Source organism: Cephaloticoccus capnophilus, from assembly GCF_001580045.1.
GTDB classification, from domain to species: domain Bacteria; phylum Verrucomicrobiota; class Verrucomicrobiia; order Opitutales; family Opitutaceae; genus Cephaloticoccus; species Cephaloticoccus capnophilus.
In genome coordinates this window covers 12,692-31,076 of record NZ_LSZP01000015.1, presented here as the reverse complement: position 1 = coordinate 31,076, position 18,385 = coordinate 12,692, and the positions used below count along the sequence as shown (strand labels likewise).

At 57.5% G+C, this 18,385-nt stretch carries 14 protein-coding genes, 1 tRNA gene and 1 pseudogene; 9 read left to right on the top strand and 7 right to left on the bottom strand.

Annotated elements, in window-relative coordinates:
• Positions 1-142: pseudogene (locus tag AXK12_RS09525) on the top strand (glycosyltransferase); the annotation flags it as partial.
• A gap of 650 nt (positions 143-792) precedes the next feature.
• On the top strand, positions 793-2,514 hold the full coding sequence (locus AXK12_RS01730; RefSeq protein WP_231863478.1) for a glycosyltransferase family protein: 1,722 nt from the start codon (positions 793-795) through the stop codon (positions 2,512-2,514).
• An 84-nt stretch (positions 2,515-2,598) separates the two neighbouring features.
• Here the strand turns inward: AXK12_RS01730 and AXK12_RS01725 are convergent, their stop codons facing one another.
• A complete protein-coding gene (locus AXK12_RS01725) occupies positions 2,599-4,851 on the bottom strand; it encodes a TonB-dependent siderophore receptor (protein WP_082782560.1) in 2,253 nt (750 codons plus the stop codon).
• A 287-nt stretch (positions 4,852-5,138) separates the two neighbouring features.
• On the opposite strand from AXK12_RS01725, the gene hemB reads away from it, so the two are divergent.
• Entirely contained in the window at positions 5,139-6,158 is a 1,020-nt protein-coding gene (hemB, locus tag AXK12_RS01720; protein ID WP_068711053.1) for a porphobilinogen synthase, read from the top strand.
• A gap of 45 nt (positions 6,159-6,203) precedes the next feature.
• Here hemB and AXK12_RS01715 read toward each other — a convergent pair whose 3' ends face one another.
• Positions 6,204-6,965, bottom strand: coding sequence for a hypothetical protein (locus AXK12_RS01715; RefSeq protein ID WP_068711052.1), 762 nt, complete (start codon positions 6,963-6,965; stop codon positions 6,204-6,206).
• A 390-nt stretch (positions 6,966-7,355) separates the two neighbouring features.
• Between AXK12_RS01715 and AXK12_RS01710 the strand changes: the two genes are divergently transcribed.
• Positions 7,356-8,414: a quinone-dependent dihydroorotate dehydrogenase gene (locus tag AXK12_RS01710; protein WP_068711051.1), complete on the top strand. Its 1,059-nt coding sequence runs from the start codon at positions 7,356-7,358 to the stop codon at positions 8,412-8,414.
• Positions 8,415-8,587: 173 nt separating this feature from the next.
• Entirely contained in the window at positions 8,588-8,926 is a 339-nt protein-coding gene (locus AXK12_RS01705) for a P-II family nitrogen regulator (protein WP_068711050.1), read from the top strand.
• Positions 8,927-9,149: 223 nt separating this feature from the next.
• On the opposite strand, the gene AXK12_RS01700 is transcribed toward AXK12_RS01705, so the two are convergent.
• The 5 genes from AXK12_RS01700 to queA all read right to left on the bottom strand — a co-directional run bounded on the left by AXK12_RS01700 (position 9,150) and on the right by queA (position 12,942).
• Positions 9,150-10,124 carry an acetyl-CoA carboxylase carboxyltransferase subunit alpha gene (locus AXK12_RS01700; protein ID WP_068711049.1) on the bottom strand — a complete coding sequence of 325 codons (975 nt, stop codon included), beginning with the start codon at positions 10,122-10,124 and terminating at the stop codon, positions 9,150-9,152.
• Positions 10,125-10,194: 70 nt separating this feature from the next.
• Entirely contained in the window at positions 10,195-10,560 is a 366-nt protein-coding gene (locus AXK12_RS01695; RefSeq protein ID WP_068711048.1) for a hypothetical protein, read from the bottom strand.
• 114 nt (positions 10,561-10,674) lie between these two features.
• Positions 10,675-11,301: a YceI family protein gene (locus AXK12_RS01690; protein WP_068711047.1), complete on the bottom strand. Its 627-nt coding sequence runs from the start codon at positions 11,299-11,301 to the stop codon at positions 10,675-10,677.
• Positions 11,298-11,624, bottom strand: a complete 327-nt coding sequence (locus AXK12_RS01685) for a hypothetical protein (RefSeq protein WP_068711046.1) — start codon at positions 11,622-11,624, stop codon at positions 11,298-11,300. Before AXK12_RS01685 ends, AXK12_RS01690 begins: the two co-directional genes overlap by 4 nt.
• Positions 11,625-11,754: 130 nt before the next feature.
• Positions 11,755-12,942, bottom strand: coding sequence for a tRNA preQ1(34) S-adenosylmethionine ribosyltransferase-isomerase QueA (gene queA, locus AXK12_RS01680; protein ID WP_082782561.1), 1,188 nt, complete (start codon positions 12,940-12,942; stop codon positions 11,755-11,757).
• 118 nt (positions 12,943-13,060) lie between these two features.
• Between queA and AXK12_RS01675 the strand changes: the two genes are divergently transcribed.
• The 4 genes from AXK12_RS01675 (at position 13,061) to groL (ending at position 17,834) form a co-directional block, all read left to right on the top strand.
• Positions 13,061-13,133 (top strand) — tRNA-Thr (locus tag AXK12_RS01675).
• 592 nt (positions 13,134-13,725) lie between these two features.
• Positions 13,726-15,681, top strand: coding sequence for a molecular chaperone DnaK (dnaK, locus tag AXK12_RS01670; RefSeq protein ID WP_068711045.1), 1,956 nt, complete (start codon positions 13,726-13,728; stop codon positions 15,679-15,681).
• A gap of 131 nt (positions 15,682-15,812) precedes the next feature.
• Positions 15,813-16,109 (top strand): co-chaperone GroES, encoded by a 297-nt coding sequence (groES, locus tag AXK12_RS01665; protein ID WP_068711044.1) that lies wholly within the window; start codon positions 15,813-15,815, stop codon positions 16,107-16,109.
• A 102-nt stretch (positions 16,110-16,211) separates the two neighbouring features.
• Positions 16,212-17,834: a chaperonin GroEL gene (gene groL / locus AXK12_RS01660; protein ID WP_068711043.1), complete on the top strand. Its 1,623-nt coding sequence runs from the start codon at positions 16,212-16,214 to the stop codon at positions 17,832-17,834.
• Positions 17,835-18,385 lie beyond the last annotated feature (551 nt).

Genomic DNA, 18,385 nt, shown 5'->3' with positions numbered 1-18,385 from the left:
GACCCTCGCCACGGTTATTTTGCTTTTGGGCGGCATTCAGCTGATGGGCCTCGGCATCATTGGCGAATACCTAGGCCGAACTTATACTGAAGCGAAGAGGCGCCCACACTATCTAATTAGCCGTAAAGTGGGCTTTGAGTAAAAGTAGGTTCACCGTTTTTTATTTATTAAAGAGCGACTTGTCCTAGCTAGGGGCAAGTCACCATTAGATATCAGGCTTTGGCTTCATTGAGGAAGAGGTTTCTATTCATGAATTTTCACAATTCGATTTGCGATTTATTGAGGAACCGGAAGGCTTCTGGCACAAATCTTTCGAGTTCGTATATATTGTGTTTGTCAGCGTAGGCGCGTAAAGAAATCATCACCTTTACTAATTCTGAGTAAGCTAGGTTTAGGTAGGGAGACGCAGGCTGATTGATCTAGGAGGTAAAGAGACGAGGCTGCCAAGGAGCAAGAAGTGCGCCATAGGGCAACAAAATACTAGGGTTCGATTCAGATAATGGTGATTTGGAGTACTGATGGATCTTAAACGCTACGGCTGTTAAGCATGATGAAAGATATCTTCCCTGTTATCCTACTTTTTGTGTCATAAAACGGATGAATCCTTGATTAGCAAACTAACACTCGCTCCTCTCGTAAGAGTAGTTGGCTTTTTCGCATGAAAAATAATGAATCTTACTGCCATGATAGTTCATCTCAAAGAGAGTTAGTAGTTGCCAAAAATTGGTGGGGCGTGTAGGTGGAAGATACGTTAGAGTACTCCTACTTGCTCTTGTGGTGTGTGCACTATGGTTGACTATTGAGGATCGCTGGGGAGGTGATTTTAAGCTTCCTACTCGTTACCTTTTCGATGTTTACTATATACTTGGAATGATGAAGCTTGCCAAAGAGGGCGACTTGGGGCTTTTTACTCATATAACGACTGACTCGCTCGGGGCTCCATTCATCGGCCAGTTAAATGACTTTCCTGAGGCGGAGCGAGCCATTGTGTGGTTCGGCGGACAGATCGCTAGGGTAGTTGGGCTTATGCCTGCGGCAAATTTAATTTTGATACTCTCTTGTATAGTCGCGGCCGTTTCATTTTATACGGCTGCCCGATTCTGGAAGATATCACGTTTAAGCGCATGGGTTTTCGCTGTCGTTTATGCCTTTCTTCCCCATAACCAGCGTTCACTCGATAGTTTAGGGATAATATTTACAGGGCTCCTTCCACTTCAGTTCTATTGTCTGTGGTATATCGCGACCGTCCAGAAGGTATCTTGGCGATCTTTTCGTTTTAGGTTAACTTTGCTTATAGGCTTACTAAGTGGCTTTTTGAGTATTTACTGGGTATTCTTTTTTGTACAGATGTACATACTGGCCTTGGTATGTCGCCTTTTAAAGCGACGGGCGGGCTCTATTACGGCACTCATCCCTGTCGCAGGGACCTGCCTCGTGGCTGGGCTCTGCCTGGGGAGTTTTGTGCTTTACAGAATAGATTATGGTGCAAATCCGGCTGCTTTGGTTAGATCTTATTTCGATATAGAGATTTACTCAATCAAACCGATGGAGCTCCTGATTCCTCATTGGGGGCAAGATATGAGTTTCTTTTCAGACTTTTTTTCGAGATACTATGAGGGTGGAAGAATAAATGTAGGAGAGCGGTTGTGGGGTATCTATATTGGCCTTGTGGCTATCGCAGGTCTGTTTTTTCTATTTTTTAAGAGTATCTATAGGCAAATACATAAGCGCGCGCCTTCGCTGCCATTTCTCGCTGCGTGTTGGGTTATTGCTTATTCTAGCTTCGGAGGGATACATGCTGCATTTAGTTTGATATTCAATTTTTACAATATACGATCGACTAATCGGTACTTTGTTGCAATTGCAACATTGGGATTTCTCTATTTTGTTTTTGTAATTAACCGCTACATGAGGAGTTGGTCTTTTGGCGTAAGGCTTGGCGCTTTGCTTTTGATCGCTCTGCTTGGGCTCATGGATCAATCCTACCAAAATTACCTGTACCCTCGCTACGATATAACCACTAGTGTGATTAGGGAGAGAGTAATGGCAGATAGGGATTTGGCTTTGAGGTTGGAGGATAGATTAGAGCCTGGTGCTATGATTTACATATTGCCCGCCCAAGATTTCCCTGAGCCACTTGTCGGGCGTGGAGCTTGGAAGCTAGGGTTTTTTATCTATGATCCAATACGCCCTTTTCTTCACTCCACTAAACTTCGCTATTCCTATGGGAGCAATAAAGGAAGGGCGGGGGCGGATTGGCAGTTGGATGTGCAGGAATTACCCCCTAGAGAAATGGCTGCTACTTTGGGGTCCTACGGCTTCTCTGGGATTTTACTGAATCGGAAGGGGTATGGGGACCTAGGTAAGCAGCTGTTAACAGAATTTGCTGAAGCGGGTTGGCCGATGGAGTTTGAGCAGGGAGTCGGCAGTGAGTGGGTTTTCATTCCTCTTAAGCCCTCTGAAAATCCGATACTGCCAACGCTTACTCCTTACGCCTTATCTGCGGCTCAATAGTTTTTTGTTATTGATACGAAAATGCGCCGTGCGAAGGCACGGCGCATATCAAATAACCAGTTTAGGTAACTGGAGATTACTTACTCAAAACTCATAGCGAACAGTGAGCTTTGGGTTAATCGGAGTGCTGACAAAGATATAACGATTAAAGGAACCTGGGATGTAGTCTCTATCGAGTAGGTTATTGACGACCAGTTGTGCTTTCCAATTTTTGTTGAAACGGTAGTTAACACTCGCTTCGACAACGGTATAGGAGGGAATCCAAAATGACGGTTGGATGCGCACGGGATCGACGCCCGGAGGTGGCTGGGTAAATTGGCCTATGACGTCGCTGGGGCGCTCGCCGACATAGTTGGCACCGAGGCCGATTGACAGGCCACGGAGCGGGCCAGTTTCGGAAAAGGTGTACTGGCCCCAAATGCCCCCCATTTCCTCGGCTACGTTGCTATAGCGCATGTTGTCAGCGTCACGATTTTCATATTTGGTGTAGCTGCCGATCACCGAGAAGTTTTTGGTTGGAGCCCAAGCAAACTCAAACTCGAAGCCCTTTGCCGTCCGGTTGCTCATAATATCGGGCGCGGGCGGATTGGGAGGAGGTTGGCGGAAGTTCTCAAAGTTCCACGTTACGAGGTTGTCCTGAACAATATCAAAATAGGCGAAGGTCGTATAGAGCTTTCCATCGAAGAGCTTTAAGCGCACACCCACTTCGTGCTGTTCGCTTGGAACCGTGTGGTGCGGTATCCCCGAAGTAGGTCTCGCAGGCCCATCGAGCTCCTGCTTCGTGTAGCCGTAGTAGGCGGTGATACCGGGCGTGAGTTTGTAAACTACTCCCCCAGAAGGAACCCATACCTCGGTACTGCTTTGTGTGCTTGCCACAGTCAGGTTGTCCGTTGAGCCGCTGAAGTAGTGGTTGTAAGAAAGCGTGCCGCTTAAAACGAGTCGGTCCTCGAAGAAGTTGAGGACTTCCACAATATAGAACTGCCGACTGCGCGTGTAACTTTTGGAGTTAGCGAACCATTTATCTTGGAGAGTGTAGCCGGAGGGAGGAGTAAAGTTATTAGTGAAATCATACCATATGCCATCCGGTTCGTGATCTATTCTCCGAAAGGACTGGCCGCTGTAGTTGATCGCATATCCGGTGACTGTTTGCGATTTCCAAGTGTCAGCCGTATGTTCGTAAACGAAATCGTTTTGCAAGTTCCCGTAGTAGAGTTTGTTCCACTCGTTGATGCCGCCGAATTGGTATCTGGGGTTATCGTTACGAGTCACTCCGTCCCAGCTCCACTCTCCAGTGATCTGGTCGAGCTGGATGACTTCGGTATCAGCGTCTCCGGTTCCGAAGAAGTTTGGGCGATAGTTCTGATAGGCCCAGTTACCCGCGATCCGCATCGAGAGCTTGTCGGTAATTTGAGAGGTAAGGAAAAGTCGTGTGTTTTTTCCACTTTGGTGACGGGTGATGCCGCGCCCTATAAACTGGAAGTCGCGTGGGAGCCCTTCTTGGAGCCGGACATGACTCCGGTTTACGGCATAAAGGGAAACTGGATTTCCGTTATTGGCCAACATGCTGCCATTGTAAATTTGAAGCTGAGCCGTGAACTCCGTCTTCGGACTAATTCGATAGGTGAACATCGGCATCACGGTAATGTTTTGGTGATATTCACCTTTACCATAATCGTCCGCATCGGTGACCGCCCCAACGACTCGCACGGCGAGCTTGTCGTTTACAACATAGTTCCCATCGATTTCTGCGCGGTTGGCATCCCAGCGGCCCACTTGATAGGAGGCGTAGCCTTGATTCGTAAAGAGGGGCTTTTTGCTGACATTGTTAACCACGCCGCCAGGTAGACCCTGCGGGGCGAGAACGGAGTTGGGGCCTTTCACCACCTCAATCCGATCAATAATGATCGGGTCCTGATTGAGCATGCTGAACTGATTAAACCCGTCTATAGTGGTCCCGTAGCTTCGGAAGCCACGGACGTTCATCACGTCCAATGCGTTGGGCTGGGTGCTCGCTCCGACGCCGGCCACATATTTGACGGCATCAAGCACACGCGCACTGCCGGTGTCGGCCAGAAACTCGCTAGTGACGACCGATATGCTCTGGGTAGAGTCCATCAGGTTCATCCGAACGCGGGTGCCTGAACTGGCTTCGACTGCTTGGTAACGGCCTATATCTGCGCTCTCCTGCACAGAAAAGGGCGAGAGCCGGACGATTTCTTCGTCGTTCTGGGCTGAGGTTTGCTGGGCGTAGGTAGTGACGGCCAAGCCCAGCATCAATGCCGATGCAGCCGCTAGCCTACCTTTTTTGTGGAGGGTTGGGGTATCTATGTACTTCATATTTCAGGGTTAGGTGGAGGTTTACCGCCGGTGGGCGGCGAACGGAAAACCGAAAGCGGGGGTGAAAGCGACGACGCGGTCGACCTAGGGGAGGGACACGCCGGCTTGGTGTGGGGTGAAGGGCGGGACTTGAGGCAAGTGGGTTACTAAAGCAACAAAAACTTAAGTAACAGTACGCTGCTATCTTCTGCTCGCTAAGCAGAGACATCACGTCGTGATTGAAAAGTAGGGGGCGGCGCGGGGTTTGAGGTGGCTTCTCGCGGGCGGACTTTTCTTTGCTAGCGGCTATGACTGATCGCGCTTTCTCCCTCGCTCTTACTCAACGTCCGCGCCGCCTGCGTCGCAGTGCTAGTTTGCGTGCGCTGGTTGAGGAGACGGTGTTGCGGCCTGCCGACTTTATCGCACCGCTTTTTGTGATCGAGGGAGAGGGGCCGCCGGAGGAGATCGCTTCGCTGCCCGGAGTGCGTCGCTTGCCGATTCACGCGCTCGTGTCCGAGTGCCGTGAGCTTTGGGCACTGGGCATTCCGGCGGTCGATCTTTTCGCCAAGGTCGCCGATTCGGAAAAAGACGCGGTGGGGAGCGTCGCGCTTGGGGACGAGTCGCTCGTGGCGCGCGCGATTCGCGCGGTAAAGGCCGCTGTGCCTGAGTTGACGGTTATCACCGATATCGCGCTTGATCCGTACACGACGCATGGCCACGACGGCTTGCTTACGGAAGACGGGCGCGACGTGGATAACGACTCCACGGTTGAGCAACTTATCGCTATGGCACTCGCGCATGCGCGGGCAGGGGCCGACCTCGTCGCACCGAGCGATATGATGGATGGGCGCGTAGCTGCGATTCGCGCGGCGCTCGACGCAGCGGGTTTTGAGCAAGTCGGTATTCTCGCGTACTCGGCGAAGTTCGCGTCTGGGTTTTACGGGCCGTTTCGCGAGGCGGTGGGCAGTTCCAAAGTCGGCACAGTGGCCGGGCCAGCGGACAAGAAAACTTACCAACTCGATCCCGCTAATCGCCGCGAAGCGATCCGCGAGGCCCTGCTCGATGAGGCAGAGGGGGCGGATATCTTGATGGTGAAGCCGGCGGGGCTGTACCTGGACATCATCCGCGATTTGCGTGAGCGCACGCATACGCCGATTGCGGCTTACCAGATTTCGGGCGAGTACGCGCAAATCCATGCGGCCGCCGAGCGCGGGTGGATTGATTACGAGAGGTGCCGCGATGAATCGCTTATCGCGATTAAGCGCGCCGGGGCCGACATGATTCTGAGCTACTTCGCCAAAGAGGTCGCTCGGGGTTTAAGGCACTGATGTGCCGAGCGGCCAACGCGCCGCTCGCTCGGCAATCAAAAGGGTTCATCGCCCCCGCTTCGCGGGGCGCCCTTCGTAGTCGTCGCCTTCCTCTTCGTCGTCGTCGTCCTCTTCGTCCTCCTCGTCGTCAAGGTCGTCTTCTTCGTCGGCGTCCTCCTCGTCCCATTTGAGCGAGGCGTCGTCTTTGAGTTTTTGCTCTTCCTCTTCGTCGATTTCGGGGAGGTCTTCGTCGTCGGTGGCGAGAGGCTTTTCGGCGGCGTCTTCATCGCCTTCGTAGCCGGCGGGGATGTAGTCGAGGATGGCGATGAGCTCGTTAAAGGTGTGGACGGCTACGCCCTCAATGAAGTCGGCATTTTGTGCTTCGCGGATCTCGTCTTCGACTTCGTCGACCGAGAGTTTCACTTCGAAGTCGATGGTGTCGTTGAGCATTTTCACGCGGCAGCGCGTGAGGTGGTCGAGCAGGTCGGCGTAGGGGCCGTTTTCCTCATCGAGGATATCGGCTAGGGCGAAGAGTTTTTCCGCCGAGTCGAAGAGCGAGTCTTTCACGCGTTTGAGTCGCACGCGGCCGTCGCCGAGGTCTTTTTCGATACGGAACGGGATGAAGGCGGCCTCAAAAACGTCTTGGCTAAAGCCGTAGTCGCGGAGCGGGTCGACGAGTTCAATGAGGTGATCGACTTGGCGCGGATCGACAATCGAGAGTCCATCGACATCCCAGCGCACGGGGTCGCTGGTTTCGGCTACCCACCAGTTATGATCGTCGCCGAGACGCACTACACACCACTCAAGACTCGAAATCGCTTTGGCCATATGTGACAGAGGAAATTTTGGCGCAGCGTGGAAGGGGCGTTTTGAAAAACAAGCAGAAAAACCCCGCTGGTTTGGTGTGATTGTGCGGCGGCGTTTGGGGCGAGTTTTGACCACGAACCAAAGCGCAAACCTCGCCGTTTACGGCGAGGTCATCGTCATATGGAGCCGAGGGCTCCCCCTAGCTTGTGGAGGAGAAGCTCCGACCGCAGGGTTGGAGTTCTTCACTTTAAAACGCTGAGCGCACGGGGCGCGTTTGTGTTTTGCTTTTTGGCTTTCGGGTCGTGCTGTCTGGCGAAGGCGCAGCGCGTGGGCTTCGCCAGATTAGCGACTTAGGGGCGGTGCAGATAGCTCCCTTGATTTTTGAAAATGCCGCCCCCATCGTCGTGCGTTATGGGATGGTTTTATGAGAAATGCCTGCGTCCTGCACTCTTCCGGCTCGACCCTGAGCATGCGCACGAGTTGGCGGTGGATGCACTGGCGGTGCTAGCGCGTGTGTCGCCCCTTTGCCGAGCGATGGAGGCGTGGCACGGGCGAGATGCGGAGCGGCTGTCGTTGGCGGGGCAGCCCGTGCAGTGTTTCGGGCTAAATTTCCCCAACCGCGTGGGGCTCGCGGCGGGTTTCGATAAGAACGCGCGGGCTTGGCCTGCGGCGGCGGCACTCGGTTTTGGCCATGTGGAAATCGGCACCGTCACGCTGCTGCGCCAGCCGGGCAACGGGCGTCCGCGTGTCTTTCGTTTTCCTGAGCAAGAGGCCGTGATTAACCGGATGGGGTTTAATAACGAAGGGGCCGAGTCCGTCGCGCTGCGCCTGGGGCGACAGCCTGTCCCGGGTGCACGCGCTATCCCGCTCGGTGTGAATTTGGGAAAGTCGAAACTCGCTTCACTTGATCAAGCAGTGAACGACTACCTCGGCAGTTTTGCGCTTTTGGCGGACTATGCGGACTATCTCGTGCTCAACGTCAGTAGCCCGAACACGCCCGACTTGCGAAAGCTCCAAGATGAAGAGCGCCTGCGCGAGCTGCTCGCTGCCGTGACCGATGCCAACCGCCGCCGGGCCGAGTCGCCCGGGCTACGCGCCAAACCGCTGCTTCTCAAAATCGCACCCGATCTTAACGCACCACAAGTCGATAGCGTCCTAGAGCTCGTCACCGAGTTTGGGCTGGCCGGTATCATCGCGACCAATACGACGCTCGAGCGTCCGCCCGGCCCGCTCGCTGACGCCGCGCAAGCGGGTGGGCTGAGCGGGGCTCCGCTGCGCGAGCGGGCGACCGAAATCATCCGCTACATCGCGAAAGCCACAGATGGGCGGCTGCCAATCATTGCGGTGGGCGGCATCACCGATAGCGCGAGCGCGATCGAGAAGCTCGATGCGGGGGCGACGCTCATTCAGCTTTACACTGGCCTGATCTATCGCGGGCCGTTTTTGGCTGCGCAGATTGCGCGGGGCTGAGGAGAGCCGCCCACTGGTCGCTCTTAGCCGACTCTGCCGAAGCTGCGCTTCGGGCTGCTACTGGGCATACGAATAGTCGGGGACTACTTATAAGTCCTAGCTAGTAGACTATTTCTATTTGTCAGCGTTTAGCAGTCGGTTGCAGGCTGCGCGCCGTTCCCCTAAATTTACGCATGAAACTCATCACAGCTATCATTAAACCTTTCAAACTAGAGGAAGTAAAACAGGGCCTCTCCGAAATCGGTGTCGAGGGCATGACCGTGACCGAGGTAAAGGGCTTCGGTCGCCAAAAAGGGCACACCGAGATTTATCGTGGCTCGGAGTACACGGTGGACTTCCTGCCGAAGGTGAAGCTCGAAATCGTGCTCTGCGACTCGCTCGTGCCGAAGGCACTCGACACGATCGTGGCCGCGGCCAAGACCGGAAAAATCGGCGACGGGAAGGTTTTTGTTAGCCCGATTGAGGAAGTGATCCGTATCCGCACCGAAGAGCGCGGCGAGGCCGCAGTCTGAGGTCAGTGACCTCTTCTCTTGCAGGCCGCGCACGCCGCCTCGCGTGCGTAGGCCGATTTTAGGCGCCGAGGCGTCGTCTGAGTTGTTAGGGTCTGTTCCCGTTTTAAGTGCGAGCCACGCTGCTGCTTACGGCGCAGCCCGAAGGGACGAGGCATCTGGCTCGCGGCTCGCCACTAACGTGTGCTGCGCACGCTCGCCGCTCGTTTGAGCCGCGAGGTGATTTTTACTTTGCGGCGGGTTCTTCAAACACGCCGAGCTTGCGGTAGCGCGCGTAGCGGGCTTCGAGCAGCTCGTCGGTCGAGAGTTTTCGGAGTTGGCGCAGGTGCTTTTCCAAAACCTTGCCCAAGCTTTTGGCCGCTGCGCTTGCATCGTAGTGCGCGCCGCCGCTCGGCTCGGGGATGACTTCTTCGACGACGCCTAGGGATTCGAGAGTGGCCGCGTTGAGCCGCAGCGCTTCGGCGGCTTGCGCGGCTGCGCTGCCGTCTTTCCACAAAATCGCGGCGCAGCCTTCGGGCGAGATGACCGAGTAGTAGCTGTTTTCAAAGGTCAGGACGCGGTCGGTGACGCCGATGCCGAGTGCGCCGCCTGAGCCGCCTTCGCCGACGACGACGGCGATGCTGGGCACGCGCAAGAGGGCCATATCGCGCAGGTTTACGGCGATGGCTTCCGAGACGTGTCGCTCTTCGGAGCCGATCCCCGGATACGCGCCGGGCGTGTCGATAAAGGAGAGGATGGGCAGCCCAAATTTCTCGGCCATTTTCATCAGCCGGTTCGCCTTTCGGTAGCCTTCGGGTTGAGGCATGCCGAAGTTGCGTGCGATTTTCTCCTTCGTGTCGCGGCCTTTTTGCTGGGCGATTATCATGACGGCTTGGCCGTTAAAAAAGGCGGTGCCGCCGATGAGGGCGCGGTCGTCGCGAAACTGGCGGTCGCCATGCAGCTCGACGAAGTCCTCGCAAAGCTGTGTGACGTAATCGAGCGCGTAGGGGCGTTTGGGGTGGCGGGCGATTTGCACGCGTTGCCACGGGCTCAGGTTCGAGTAAATCTCGCGCTGAGTTTGCTCGATTTTCTTTTCGATGGCGGCGATCTCTTGCTTGAGGTCGAGCTTGGTCTCCAGCGACTGCTGTTGCAGTGCGTCGAGTTGCAACGCGAGTTCGCGTAGCGGTTTTTCAAAGTCTAAGACGTAGGCCGACGATTCCATGTGTGCAGAGAGGGGGGGCAGGCAGGAAGGGAAAGCGCGGCGCAAGCGCGGCAGGCTCGCAACCCTTTAATCAATCCTCTGTGGGGGCGGCGGTGCTCGCGCCGCCTTTCAACTGCTCCTTCCAGCCGAGGATCTTGGCTTGGGCGGCGTAGCGCTCGGCGCGGGCTTTATCGCCGCGCTCGACCCAGATACGCGAGAGGGTGGTGTTAATGAGAAGGTCGTCGCCTCGCAGCGCGTGCGCTTTTTCCGCAGCGGCGAGTGCTTCATCTGTGAGTCCTGCCCCGAGGGCGATCTCGGCGAGGGTGTGCCAGAGGTCGAAGGAGTGGGGGGCGCTTTGCGCGGCGTCGCGGAGCTTGGTGAGGGCGCTGGCCGCCTCGCCCATTGCGTAGTCGTAGCTGGCCTCGTCGATTAGGGGCTGGATTTCGGCGTCCGTCATGGTTGGCGAAGCTTGGTGACAAAAAAGGCACAGTGACAACTGCCACTGTGCCTCGGTGTGCGAGTTTCGACGCGCGGCTAACAGGGCGGCGCATCGATAAAATCGCTGCGAGCGTTAGTCTTGGGCTGGGCTGCCGACGATCGCGAGTGAGAGGGCGATCTCGGGGTTTACCTTGTCCTCGTGCTGGCCGGGCATGATGCCGAAGTCGGCACGGGCGATGGAGAACTCGCCGCGAATGACGAGTAGGTCGCCGGGGACTTCGGGTTTATTGATGCGCTTGCCGAAGGCTCCGGGCAGGTAGGAGAGCCGCACGGGGACGGAAATCTCGCGGGTGATGCCTTTGAGCGTGAGTTTACCGGTGGCTGTCGCGGTGGTGTTGTTCCCTTCGGTTTGGGTGTTGGAGAGGCTAGTAAGCTCAAAAACGATTTCGGGGTTATTTGCGGCGTCGAGCCACTGCTCGCCGAGCATGTGCTCGGTCATGACGGCATTGGAGACGAGGGCGGACTGGGTCGCGACGACGATCTTGCCCGTGGTCTCGGTAGGGTTTTCGGGGTTGTAGTGGACTTTCCCCGACACGCCGCTGGCCGTGCCTGAGATGGGCTCTAGGAGCGAGTCGAGTTTGAACTGGATGGCGTTGACGCCTTTCGGGTCGGTGAAGTCGAAGGCCTGCGGGGCCGCTGTGGCGGCGGTCATTGCGCTACCGACGAAGAGCAGTGTGCTTACGAGGAGGGATTTATTCATGGATTGTGGGTTTTCTTAGTACGGAAGAAAAAGGAAAGTCCGAAGGCGACTGCGGCGAGCCCAACTGCGCCACCGAGCCACTCAATGCCCGGGACGAAGCGGTCTTCGTAAGTGATGAACTCAATGCCGGTGATTTCGTCGACTTGCGTTACGGGCACGCGGTTCATGCTCCAGCCGGTGTGTGCGCCTTTGCCCGACCAATACACGATGCCGAAGACGAGACAGAAGGCGGAGAGGAGGCGCAGGAGGCTCAGGATCTTCTTTCTTGGCGCGCCGCTCGTCGGCGTCGCGTCGGAGGCGTGTGTGCGTATCGGTGCAGTCATCTTGGGGCGAGGGGGGCCTAGTTAAAAGCTTTAGGCGAAGATGCAAATGCGGGCTGCAAATTTCTTTAGTTAATTGATCAAAATAGAGGGTGCTGAGGGGGCTTTCGTCCCCTGTATGGGCCGATTTGTTTCATAGAATCAGCATCGCGTCGCCGTAGCTGAACAAGCGGTACTTGCGGGTGATTGCTTCGGCGTAGATTTCGCGAAACCAAGTGATGCCATCGGTCGAGCCAGGCGAAAGGAAGGCGGCGATGAGGCACAGTAGCGTCGAGCGCGGCTGGTGGAAATTGGTTAAGAGCGCATCGACTCCGCGAAACTGTGCGGGCGGGTAAATAAAGAGGTCGGCTTCGGCGAGATGGGCGCGAAGGGGAGGGCAGGGCGCGCAGGCTTGGGTTTGGCGCAGGTAATGCTCAATGCTGCGTAGCGTTGTCGTGCCAATGGCGATACGTCGACCGCGAGTGTTGTGGAGCCGGTCAATCGTGTGCGGTGGGATTTCGTAACGCTCGCGGTGGATTTGGTGCGCCTCGATGGTTTCGGTGGTGATGGGCCGAAAGGTGCCTAGGCCGACGTGGAGCGTGAGGTCGGCGAGCGCGACACCGCGTGCGGCGAGGCTGCCGAGCAGTTCGGGCGTAAAGTGCAGTCCGGCAGTCGGCGCGGCGACAGCGACGGGGCGGGCGGCATCCGCATACACGGTTTGGTAACGGTCGAGGTCGCGTGCGCGTTGTGAGTCTTTGCCCGTTGTGCTTGGCGCCTCCGTTTTCTCGCGGTGGATATAGGGCGGTAAGGGAACGCTGCCGAGTCGGCGGGCGAGTTCGGGCACGGTTTCATTTTCGCGGTGCGATTTTAGCCGAACGAGGGCTGTGCCGTCGGCGGATTTTGCCAACACTTCAGCGGAGAATTCGCGGTTTGTATCTGCGAAAGCTGCGCCTACCGGAAGCCGTTTGCTGGGGCGCAGCAGGCAGTGCCAAGTCGATGTGTTTTGAGGCTCGGCTTCGTGTGGGCGGAGCAGGAAGCACTCGATTGCGCCGCCGAGTGCAGTCGCGCCGCCTTCGCTCCTAATAATGCGTCGGGCGCGAAGCCGGGCCGGGAGCACAGCGGCGTTGTTGCGAAAGAGGGTATCGCCCGCGCTAAGGAAGTTTGGAAGCTCGGCGAAACGGTGGTGACTGATCGTGTGAGTCGCGCGGTCTACGACGAGGAGCCGCGAGTCGTCGCGCCGTACACTGGGGCTTTGCGCAATAAGCTCCTCGGGGACTGGGTAATCGAAGAGTTCGGTGCGGAGCGGAGCGGTGGGGATGGCGGCAGTTTCGGCAGTGGTCACGGGCTGTTGGAGGGTCAAAAGGCAGGAGCGACTGCCGGCAAATGAAGGCTTGCGCTGGCGAGCGGCGAGCGTTTCTTCGGCGGTCTTCTCTTCCCCGAGTGGGAAGGCCGCGTGAGATGCCGAGCTAGCTCAGTTGGTAGAGCAACGCTTTCGTAAAGCGTGGGTCGTCGGTTCGAGTCCGATGCTCGGCTCGCGTTCGTAACCGCCCTCTTTTGGCGCCGCTGCGAGGTAAATGCGAGAGCTCACGACCTCCACTGCGCGTGGTGCACTTTTCCACTACGCGTGGGGCGGCAGCGTGTCGCTGCACCCATTCACAGAGCCGCTTGGTTGCCGTGCATTCGCACGGCAACCAAGCGGCTCTGTGAAAAGGACCCCAAACTTCGGGAGTTTACTGGTGATTTTTCCCACCTCGCCCAAACGGGTTATCACTCTACTTTCCCTTTTACTCCTCCCCCTGTCGCAGCGCGACAGGGGGAGAGTGCTTTCAAATTTGGGAATTGGTTTCGTCGCGAAGCGACGGGGCCAATTCCCAAATTAAATGGAAGCGGTCACTGACCGCCGCACCACGCGTAGTGGAAAAAGCGTATCAGCGCGGTTCGCGTTTGAAACGGGAACAGTCCCTCCCGCACACTGTGCCACGAGTGTGCCAGTGTGACGCGGTTGGCATGGGGGCGGCGCAGCGAGGACCTGCCCAGGGGAGCGCGCAATCGTTTTTAAGTTGTTAACTGAAATAATGTTAAAAAACAGTAAGACCTTGGCACGCAGGCTGCTTAATAGGGCGGCATGAGCAGAATTTTAGGAATCGACTTAGGAACGACGAATTCGTGCATGGCCGTCATGGAAGGTGGCGAGCCGGTCGTCATCCCCAATGCTGAAGGTGCGCGCACGACGCCGTCTATCGTCGCGTTTACCAAGAACGGCGAGCGCCTAGTTGGCCAAGCGGCCAAGCGTCAAGCGGTGACCAACCCGCGCAACACGGTCTTCTCGGCCAAGCGCTTAATCGGGCGCAAATTTTCCGAAATCCAAGAGGAGGTAAAAACGCTCCCCTACAAAGTCGTCGCAGGCAAAAACGGCGACGCGTTCATCGAGGTGCAGGTTGCCGACAAGACCGAGCAATTCGCGCCGCAGCAAATCTCCGCCTTCCTCTTGGCGAAGCTCAAGGCCGACGCTGAAGCCTACCTCGGCGAGAAGATCACGCAGGCGGTCATCACCGTCCCCGCTTACTTCAACGACTCGCAACGCCAAGCCACCAAGGACGCCGGTAAAATCGCCGGACTCGACGTCCAGCGTATCATTAACGAGCCGACCGCGGCCTCGCTCGCCTACGGGCTCGACAAGAAGAGGGACGAGAAAATCGCCGTCTTCGACTTGGGCGGCGGCACCTTCGACATGTCGGTGCTCGAAATCGGCGATGGCGTTTTCGAGGTCAAAGCGACCAACGGCGACACCCACCTAGGCGGCGACAACTGGGACGACGCCCTCATCAACTGGCTCGTCGACGAGTTCCGCAAAGAAAACGGTATCGACTTGCGCAACGACCCGATGGCCCTCCAGCGGCTCAAGGAAGAGGCCGAGAAGGCCAAGATCGCTCTCTCCTCGGCGCAGTCCGTGGATATCAACCTGCCCTTCATCACTGCTGACGCGACCGGCCCCAAGCACCTCAATGTGCAACTCACCCGCGCCAAGATGGAGCAGGTCTGCGACTCGCTCTTTGAGCGTTGCCGCCCGCCCTTCCAGAACTGCCTCAAGGATGCCGAGCTGAGCTCCTCACAGATCGACGAACTCGTGCTCGTAGGCGGCATGACCCGCATGCCCAAGGTCGTGGAAATCGCCAAATCGCTCGCCGGTAAAACCCCGCACCAAGGCGTCAACCCCGACGAGGTCGTGGCAATCGGTGCCGCTGTCCAAGGCGGCGTCCTTAAAGGCGACGTGCGCGACGTGCTCTTGCTCGACGTCACGCCGCTCACGCTCGGCATCATGACTGCGGGCGACGTCGCCACGCCGATGATTCCGCGCAACACCACCATCCCCTCGAAGAAGACGCAGACCTTCTCGACCTACAGCGACAACCAGCCCTCCGTCGAAATCGTCGTCCTCCAAGGCGAGCGCCCGATGGCCCGCGATAACAAGACGCTCGGCACCTTCAAGCTCGACGGCATCCCGCCCGCGCCGCGCGGCACACCGCAAATCGAAGTCACCTTCGATATCGACGCCAACGGCATCCTCCACGTCTCCGCCAAGGACCTCGGCACGGGCAAAGACCAAAAAATCACCGTCCAAGGCTCCTCTGGCCTCTCACAAGAAGAGGTCGAGCGGATGACCAAGGAAGCCGAGCTTCACGCCGAAGAAGACAAGAAGCGCAAGGAAGCCGTCGAGACCCGCAACCAACTCGACAGCTCCATTTACCAACTCGAAAAGACCCTTGGCGAAGCAGGCGACAAACTCCCTGCCGAGAAGAAGGCTCCCATCGAGAGCGCACTTGCCGACGCGAAAAAGGCCCTCGAGTCCGACGACGCCGCGCAGATGAAGGCCGCACTAGAGAACCTCTCCAAAGTCGGCGCCGAGCTCTACGCCGAAGCCCAGCAAGCCGCGCAGGCAGCGGCCCAAGCGGGCGGCGCAGCCGATGCGTCGAGCGCCGGCGCGTCCTCCGCGGCTGACTCCGGCAAACGCCCCGAAAAACAGGCCGACGTCGTCGATGCCGATTTCGAGGTAGTCGAAGACGACAAGGACAAGAAGTAAGTCCGCTACCCGCGCGGGCGCATTCACCGGATGCGCCTGCTAAATCCCTTTTGTGCGCGGTCGCTCGGAGTCCTTCCCGCTCCCGCGCACAGTTAACCTCCAACCGAACTCTAACCTAAAACTAAAATCATATGGCTAAAGTAAGCATCAAACCCATCGGTGATCGCGTGCTCGTGCAGCACATCGAGGAAAAAGAGCAAGTGCGCGGCGGGATCATCATCCCCGACTCCGCCAAGGAAAAGCCCCAAGAGGCGACCGTCATCGCTGTCGGCACCGGCAAGAAGGACGAGCAAGGCAAAAACGTGCCCTTCGAAGTCAAAGTCGGCGACAAGGTCCTCATCTCCAAATACGGCGGCACTGAAGTCAAAATCGACGACCAGAAATACACCATTGTGCGTGAGGATGACATCCTCGGCGTCGTCGCCTAAGGCGCGACACCGTGTGTTTTCGCCCAATCGGCCAACCCGGTTTCCCGCGTAAGCAATTACTCACTACAAAACAAAATCGTTAACCCACTCTCTTAAACACAAATGGCTAAACAACTCCTCTTCGACGAATCGGCCCGGCAGAAAGTCCTGCACGGCGTCGAGCTCCTCTCCAAAGCCGTCAAAGTCACGCTCGGCCCCAAAGGCCGTAACGTCGTCATCGACAAGAAATTCGGCTCGCCGACCGTCACCAAGGACGGCGTCACCGTCGCCAAGGAAATCGAGCTGGCCGACGCCTACGAAAACATCGGCGCGCAGCTCGTGAAGGAAGTCGCCTCCAAGACCAACGACGCAGCCGGTGACGGCACCACCACGGCGACCGTCCTTGCCGAAGCCGTTTACAAGGAAGGGCTCCGCCACGTCACCGCTGGCGCAAACCCCATCTACCTCAAGCGCGGTATCGATAAGGGCGTCGAGGCCGCCGTGGCCGAGCTCGCCAAAATCTCCAAGAAGGTGAACGCCTCCGAGGAAATCCGCCAAGTCGCGACCGTCTCCGCCAACTGGGACGCCGAGATCGGCAACATCATCGCCGAGGCACTCGAAAAGGTCGGCAAAGACGGCACCGTGACCGTCGAGGAAGCCAAGTCGATCGAGACCACGCTCGACGTCGTCGAAGGCATGCAGTTCGACAAAGGCTACCTCTCGCCCTACTTCGCGACCAACATGGAGACACAGGAAGCGGTCCTCGAAGACGCCTACATCCTCATCCACGAGAAAAAGATCTCCAACCTCCAAGAGTTCCTCCCGCTGCTCCAGACCGCCGCCAAGAGTGGCAAGCCCCTCCTCATCATCGCCGAGGAAGTCGAGGGCGAGGCACTGGCCGCGCTCGTGGTAAACAAGATTCGTGGCACGCTCAACGTCGTCGCCGTTAAGGCCCCCGGCTTTGGCGACCGCCGCAAGGCCATCCTAGAAGACATCGCTGTCCTCACCGGTGGACGCCTCCTCTCCGAAGACCTCGGCATTAAGCTGGAGAACGTGCAACTCTCCGACCTCGGTCGCGCCAAGCGCATCGTCGTCGACAAGGAGAACACCACGATCGTCGAAGGTGCGGGCAAGTCCTCCGACATCCAAGGCCGTGTGAAGCTCATCCGCCGCCAGATCGAGGAAACCAGCTCCGACTACGACCGCGAGAAGCTCCAAGAGCGCCTCGCCAAACTCGCCGGTGGCGTGGCCGTCATCAACGTCGGCGCCGCGACCGAGTCCGAGATGAAGGAGAAGAAGCAACGCGTCGAAGACGCCCTCCACGCGACCCGCGCGGCTGTCGAGGAAGGCATCATCTCCGGCGGTGGCGTTGCGCTCCTGCGCACCGGCAAGGCAGTCGACGCAGTCATTAACTCCCTCGAAGGCGACGAAAAGCTCGGCGCGCAAATCGTCCGTCGCTCGGTCGAAGCTCCGCTCAAGCAGCTCTGCTTCAACGCCGGTGTCGAAGGCGCAGTCGTCGTCCAGCAAGTGCTCGCGAGCAAGGGCAACAACGGCTACAACGTCGCGACCGGCGTCTTTGAAGATCTCGTCAAAGCAGGCGTTGTTGACCCGACCAAGGTCACTCGCACCGCGCTGCAAAATGCAGCCTCCATCGCAGGGCTACTTCTCACCACCGAGGCGATCATCACCGACGCCCCGGAAAAAGATAAGCCCGCCGCGCCCGCTCCCGGCGGCATGGACTACTAAGAGTCTCTCCCGAGGCGCACCGGAATCCGGTGCGCCTTTTTTGTGCGCTCACTTGGCGAACCCCTCGGCCCCGACCCTGCGCTTCCACTGCGCGTGGGGCGGTGGCATGCTGCCACTCCCATTTAAATCGCGATTTGGTCCGGAGGCTTTGCCTCCGAACACAAATCGCGATTTTGAAATAGAGCCTTTCGTTAGTGTCGCAGCGCGACAGGGGGGAATGCTTTCAAATTTGGGAATTGGTTTCGTCGCGAAGCGACGAGGCCAATTCCCAAATTGAACGGGTGCAGGCACAGGATGGCGGGCCAACGAGCCCGCCGCCAAATAAAACAGCCTGCGGCCCCACGCGTAGTGGAAAAAGGAGTGGGCGCGACTTCGGCGATTGCGCAGCGGGTGCGGGAAAGCGCGTAGGGGTTTGGCCTGAGAGGCTGCGGGGAAAACGTATGGGCTTAGCTGGGCATGTTCCCGTGTAGGCCAGTCTTCAGATGCCTGCTCCCGCTTCTTTTTACCCTTGGGTGTTGCGGGGCAGTTTTTGCGGACAGGGAGTCGGAAGG

Excerpts from the sequence above, each read along its gene's own strand:
- groL (WP_068711043.1), top strand. The coding sequence starts at position 16,212 with ATGGCTAAACAACTCCTCTTCGACGAATCGGCCCGGCAGAAAGTCCTG.
- AXK12_RS01705 (WP_068711050.1), top strand. The coding sequence starts at position 8,588 with ATGAAACTCATCACAGCTATCATTAAACCTTTCAAACTAGAGGAAGTA.
- dnaK (WP_068711045.1), top strand. The coding sequence starts at position 13,726 with ATGAGCAGAATTTTAGGAATCGACTTAGGAACGACGAATTCGTGCATG.
- AXK12_RS01715 (WP_068711052.1), bottom strand. The coding sequence starts at position 6,965 with ATGGCCAAAGCGATTTCGAGTCTTGAGTGGTGTGTAGTGCGTCTCGGC.
- AXK12_RS01700 (WP_068711049.1), bottom strand. The coding sequence starts at position 10,124 with ATGGAATCGTCGGCCTACGTCTTAGACTTTGAAAAACCGCTACGCGAA.
- hemB (WP_068711053.1), top strand. The coding sequence starts at position 5,139 with ATGACTGATCGCGCTTTCTCCCTCGCTCTTACTCAACGTCCGCGCCGC.
- AXK12_RS01725 (WP_082782560.1), bottom strand. The coding sequence starts at position 4,851 with ATGAAGTACATAGATACCCCAACCCTCCACAAAAAAGGTAGGCTAGCG.
- AXK12_RS01695 (WP_068711048.1), bottom strand. The coding sequence starts at position 10,560 with ATGACGGACGCCGAAATCCAGCCCCTAATCGACGAGGCCAGCTACGAC.
- AXK12_RS01710 (WP_068711051.1), top strand. The coding sequence starts at position 7,356 with ATGGGATGGTTTTATGAGAAATGCCTGCGTCCTGCACTCTTCCGGCTC.
- AXK12_RS01685 (WP_068711046.1), bottom strand. The coding sequence starts at position 11,624 with ATGACTGCACCGATACGCACACACGCCTCCGACGCGACGCCGACGAGC.
- groES (WP_068711044.1), top strand. The coding sequence starts at position 15,813 with ATGGCTAAAGTAAGCATCAAACCCATCGGTGATCGCGTGCTCGTGCAG.
- AXK12_RS01690 (WP_068711047.1), bottom strand. The coding sequence starts at position 11,301 with ATGAATAAATCCCTCCTCGTAAGCACACTGCTCTTCGTCGGTAGCGCA.